At 61.7% G+C, this 4,209-nt stretch carries 5 protein-coding genes; 4 read left to right on the top strand and 1 reads right to left on the bottom strand.

The window, feature by feature from the left end:
- Positions 1–159 precede the first annotated feature (159 nt).
- Genes GPT34_RS17560 through GPT34_RS17550 form a run of 3 tightly spaced genes read left to right on the top strand, consistent with a single transcriptional unit; the run spans position 160 to position 2,240 of the window.
- Positions 160–819 carry an HAD-IA family hydrolase gene (locus tag GPT34_RS17560; protein WP_291015296.1) on the top strand — a complete coding sequence of 220 codons (660 nt, stop codon included), beginning with the start codon at positions 160–162 and terminating at the stop codon, positions 817–819.
- Positions 820–843: 24 nt separating this feature from the next.
- Positions 844–1,224, top strand: coding sequence for a Rieske 2Fe-2S domain-containing protein (locus tag GPT34_RS17555; RefSeq protein ID WP_291015294.1), 381 nt, complete (start codon positions 844–846; stop codon positions 1,222–1,224).
- Between the two features lie 32 nt (positions 1,225–1,256).
- Entirely contained in the window at positions 1,257–2,240 is a 984-nt protein-coding gene (locus GPT34_RS17550; protein ID WP_291015292.1) for a S49 family peptidase, read from the top strand.
- A 126-nt stretch (positions 2,241–2,366) separates the two neighbouring features.
- On the opposite strand, the gene GPT34_RS17545 is transcribed toward GPT34_RS17550, so the two are convergent.
- The gene (locus tag GPT34_RS17545; RefSeq protein WP_291015290.1) at positions 2,367–3,242 is read right to left on the bottom strand and encodes a MobA/MobL family protein; all 876 of its coding nucleotides are present in this window, start codon (positions 3,240–3,242) and stop codon (positions 2,367–2,369) included.
- 447 nt (positions 3,243–3,689) lie between these two features.
- Here GPT34_RS17545 and GPT34_RS17540 point away from each other — a divergent pair, with 447 nt between their 5' ends.
- Positions 3,690–3,923, top strand: a complete 234-nt coding sequence (locus GPT34_RS17540) for a hypothetical protein (RefSeq protein WP_291015288.1) — start codon at positions 3,690–3,692, stop codon at positions 3,921–3,923.
- Positions 3,924–4,209 lie beyond the last annotated feature (286 nt).

The raw sequence follows: 4,209 nt of genomic DNA, 5'->3' as shown, positions 1-4,209 counted from the left end.
CTACTTCATCACCAGCTTTGTGGATGATCATCTGCGGCATCACGCCAAAGCTCTGTCGGCGGGCTGATGCGGCGGCGATGCCTGTGGTGCGGGTGGGGTGTTGATGCAGGCGGGTGGTTCGCGCGCCGATAATTCGGGGTGTCCCATCTCTTTCCAACCATGCGCCCACGCCAATTCGACCTCATCGCCTTCGACTGGGATGGCACCCTGTTCGACTCCACCGCGCTCATCGCCCGCTGCATCCAGGCTGCGGTGCGCGACGTGGGCGGCACCGTGCCGAATGACCAAGACGCCAGCTATGTGATCGGCATGGGCTTGATGCAGGCCCTGGCCTATGCGGCGCCCGATGTGCCTCAAGACAAATACCCCAAGCTCGGCAAGCGTTACAAGTACCACTACGCCAAGCATCAGCACGACCTGGTCTTGTTTGACGGCGTGTTGCCGCTGCTGGCCGATCTGAAACAGCGTCATCACTGGTTGACCGTGGCCACCGGCAAGAGCCGAGCTGGGTTGAACGAGGCGCTGCAGTCGGTGGAGCTGAAGCACGTGTTCGATGGCTCGCGCACCGCTGACGAGACCGCCGGCAAGCCCAGCCCGCTGATGCTGCACCAGCTCATGCACGAGTTCGGCGTAGAACCCGAGCGCACGCTCATGATCGGCGACACCACGCACGACCTGCAGATGGCGCTCAACGCCGGCTGCGCCAGCCTGGGCGTGAGCTACGGCGCTCACGAGCCCGATGCGTTTCATGCGCTCAAGCCGCGCTTTGTTGCGCACTCGGTGCGCGAGCTGCACGACTGGCTCAACACCCACGCCTGAGCGCCCCGAACCCAGTTCAACACCATGTCCGACCCTGGCGAAGACAGCCTGCACCCCCTGTGCAACAGCGGGGACCTGCTGAACGGCGGCCGGGCGGTGTCTTTCGATGTGGTTTACGGTGGCCAGACCTGCCGCGCCTTTGCGGTGCGCTACCGGGGCCAGGCGCATGCCTACCTGAACCGCTGTGCCCATGTGGCCATGGAAATGGACTGGCAGCCCGACCGGTTTTTCGACGACACCGGCCGCTGGCTGCTGTGTGCCACCCACGGCGCCACCTACGCGCCCGACACCGGCGCCTGCTCGGGTGGCCCATGCCGGGGTGGGCTGGTCAAGATCGACCTGGTGGAGCAGGGCGGCGTGGTGCACTGGCGGTCACAATACAACCTACAGCCGCTGGCGTTCTGATCACCAGCCCCGATTCCTGACGAGCAACCACCATGACCGAACCCACCTTTGGCCCCTCCACCAGCAGCTCCCCAGATCGGGTTGGCGGCGTCACCTGGGAGCGAGCCACCATTGAAAAGCTGGTGTTTGCCCAGCTCAAGGAGCAGCGCGCCGCGCGGCGCTGGAAGCTGTTCATGCGCCTGCTGTGGCTGGCGATCTTTGCTGCCGTGATCTGGTTCGTCTACAAGGCCGACTCCATGAGCACACCGATCACCACGCCGCACACGGCGGTGATCGAGATCCGGGGTGAGATCGCATCCGGTGCCGAAGCCAGTGCCGAAAACGTGTTGGCTTCCCTGACCTCTGCCTTCGAAGACAAAGGCGCGCAGGCGGTGGTGTTGCTGATCGACTCGCCCGGCGGCAGCCCGGTGCAGGCCGGCATCATCAACGACGAAATCACCCGCCTCAAGGCGCTGCACAACAAGAAGGTATACGCGGTGGTTGAAGAGACCTGCGCCTCGGCCGCGTACTACATCGCCGCCGCCGCCGATAACATTTACGTGGACAAGGCCAGCCTGGTGGGCAGCATCGGCGTGCTCATGGATGGCTTTGGGTTCACCGGCCTGATGGAAAAACTCGGTATCGAGCGCCGGCTGATGACGGCAGGCGAGAACAAAGCCATGCTGGATCCGTTCAGCCCGCAGGACGAAGCCCAGCGCGCCTACATCCAGGCCATGCTGTCGGAGATTCACACCCAGTTCATCGCGGTGGTGAAGAAAGGCCGAGGCGATCGCCTGAAAGAAACGCCCGACACCTTCAGCGGCCTGGTCTGGAGCGGTCAGCAAGCGGTGAACCTGGGCCTGGCCGACGGCCTGGGCAGCCTGGACTACGTGGCCCGCGAAGTGGTCAAAGCCGAAGAGATCGTGGACTACACCCAGCGGGAAAATCTCGGCCTGCGGCTGGCCAAGCGCTTTGGCGCCAGCATCGGTGAGGGTGTGTTCCTGGCGGCCCGCTCCGCTGGAGTGCAGCTGAAATAGCGGTCTGATCCGGTGTGGGGGCGCAGGGCTTGAGGGAGTCGATCCCAGGCAAGACCCGAATCATCTGCATTCAAGGCCCGAGCACAGGCAAAGACACTGGGCCTGACGGACAGGCGAGGGCAGTCGTTAACCTCGGGGGATGTCCCGCCACCGCTGGATTTCCTCTTGCGGGCAGTCGTCATCGGCCAGGTCTCGCTCGGTGTTGGCGATCGGTCGGTAAAGATTCGGGTCGAACTGCCAGGCAATCCCCTTCTCCTCGAAGACCCTGGAAAACTGGTTGCAGACTTCTGGGGTGAAGGTCTTCAGAAGCCGGCGGTTGATAGAGCGAATGATGCGGTTGCGCTTGCGGCGTTTCTCCGATCCCGGGCCCCTGCCTTCCGCAATGGTTGGAATCTCCAGACGACCCAGCACCGCGTGTGACCGGTGATCAACGCGTGATGCAAGCTGGCACTCAGCGAGCGCCTCGTTGATGAACTCGCACCATACCTCTCGGATCTTTCGGATCTCTTTGGGGCCAAGGAAAATGTCATCGAATTCTCTACATTTTCCTGTGAAGCCGTCTGGCCCGTAGCGACGGGTTGATGTCAGCATGTGAGAGTGGAAGTTGCGGTGGTCGTTGCTCTCTGTTGGCGTATGAATGGCCAGATCCACCACGCAGCCGTAGGTGTCAACAATCCACCTGGCCATCCTCGCACTGAGCATGTATTGCTGAAACCGGGGAAGTTCATGAGGCAGGGAGACGAGGACTTCTCGGGCGACGGTGGAGTCCTTGCGGCGCTCGGCTGCCTCCGCGAGGTTCCAGCAGGCCTCTCGCGACAACTCAGGGGTGCCAGTCGGAAAGAACAATTGCTTCAGCGCGACGCCATCGCGGTCGCTGAAGTCGTGAACACATCCTGTGCGGACATCGACGATGCGCTCCCCCGCGCGGTACGCGGCACACGCGGTCGCAGACTCGCCTTTTCTGCGGCTGAAACACTTGGCGCCAAGGTGATAAGTGGCCATCTTGAATACTCCTGTAGACGGGCGTTGGTGACAGTTGCTTGGATCAAGGTCGGTGGGAACATGAGTGGTCTGTGGTGTGCTGATGTTGCTACCGTCGCTTGTGAGAAAGTCTCTCTGATCTGCAAAGCAAAATCAAATCACTACGGCCAGGGCATGTCGGCTAACACCTTCTTGCGGTGGGCGTGACTGCATCAGCTGCCCGCAACCAGCCTGCAGCGGACCACGTTTGTGAGGCAGCAAGTTGGCCGATTTTGGTCAATGCCTAACTGCACTATTGACGCGCTGAGAGCACGTTCTTCGTGGGCAAGTCGCTGCCCCTTCAGTCTTAGCCTCACCTCAGAACAAGGTCCGGGTAGGCAGGGCTCGCTAGTGGCCGGGCAAGATTTGCAATTGAGTTTCGGTTCCGGGAAGATCGCTCCATTCATCCACTTCTTCCACGAGCAAGCCATGCAGAACGATCCCTCCCCCGCAGAAGACCCATACAAGCGAGCCCACCAGCTGCTTGCCTGGCGAGAGGCGCTGGTGCCCAGATGTGGCATTCGAAAGAAGAGGCGCCCCGACGGAGCACCGCAGAAGGTTGGGTATTGGATACAGGGCCGCTATCCCCAGCAGTACGCAAAGATTCTGAAAATCATCGAGGAAGAAGAGCGCGCCGAACGATCCAGAAAGCCAGCTGCTTGAAAGCGTGGGGCGTTCGAAGGGATGGGCATATTGCGGTCTGGAGCATGCGCACAGGGCCTTCGCTCCCTGCGCGCAGCGCGCGGCGCGATCGGGATTCTTAAGCGATCAGCCAACCCAGCTTGGCCAGCGCCTAAAGGCGCAGTTTGCGCATGGCGGCATTCACGGCATTGAGGTCGAAGGATGCATTTTCAAAAGTGGTGCGTGAAGTCGATTCGTACTGCACCCGGTCTAGCACCAGACCCATATGGTTGAAGAAGCGGCGGGCCAGCTTGGCCTCGGCGACGCA

It is taken from the genome of Hydrogenophaga sp. (assembly GCF_011390835.1).
Classification (GTDB): domain Bacteria; phylum Pseudomonadota; class Gammaproteobacteria; order Burkholderiales; family Burkholderiaceae_C; genus Hydrogenophaga.
This window is presented reverse-complemented; position numbering and strand designations above follow the sequence as displayed.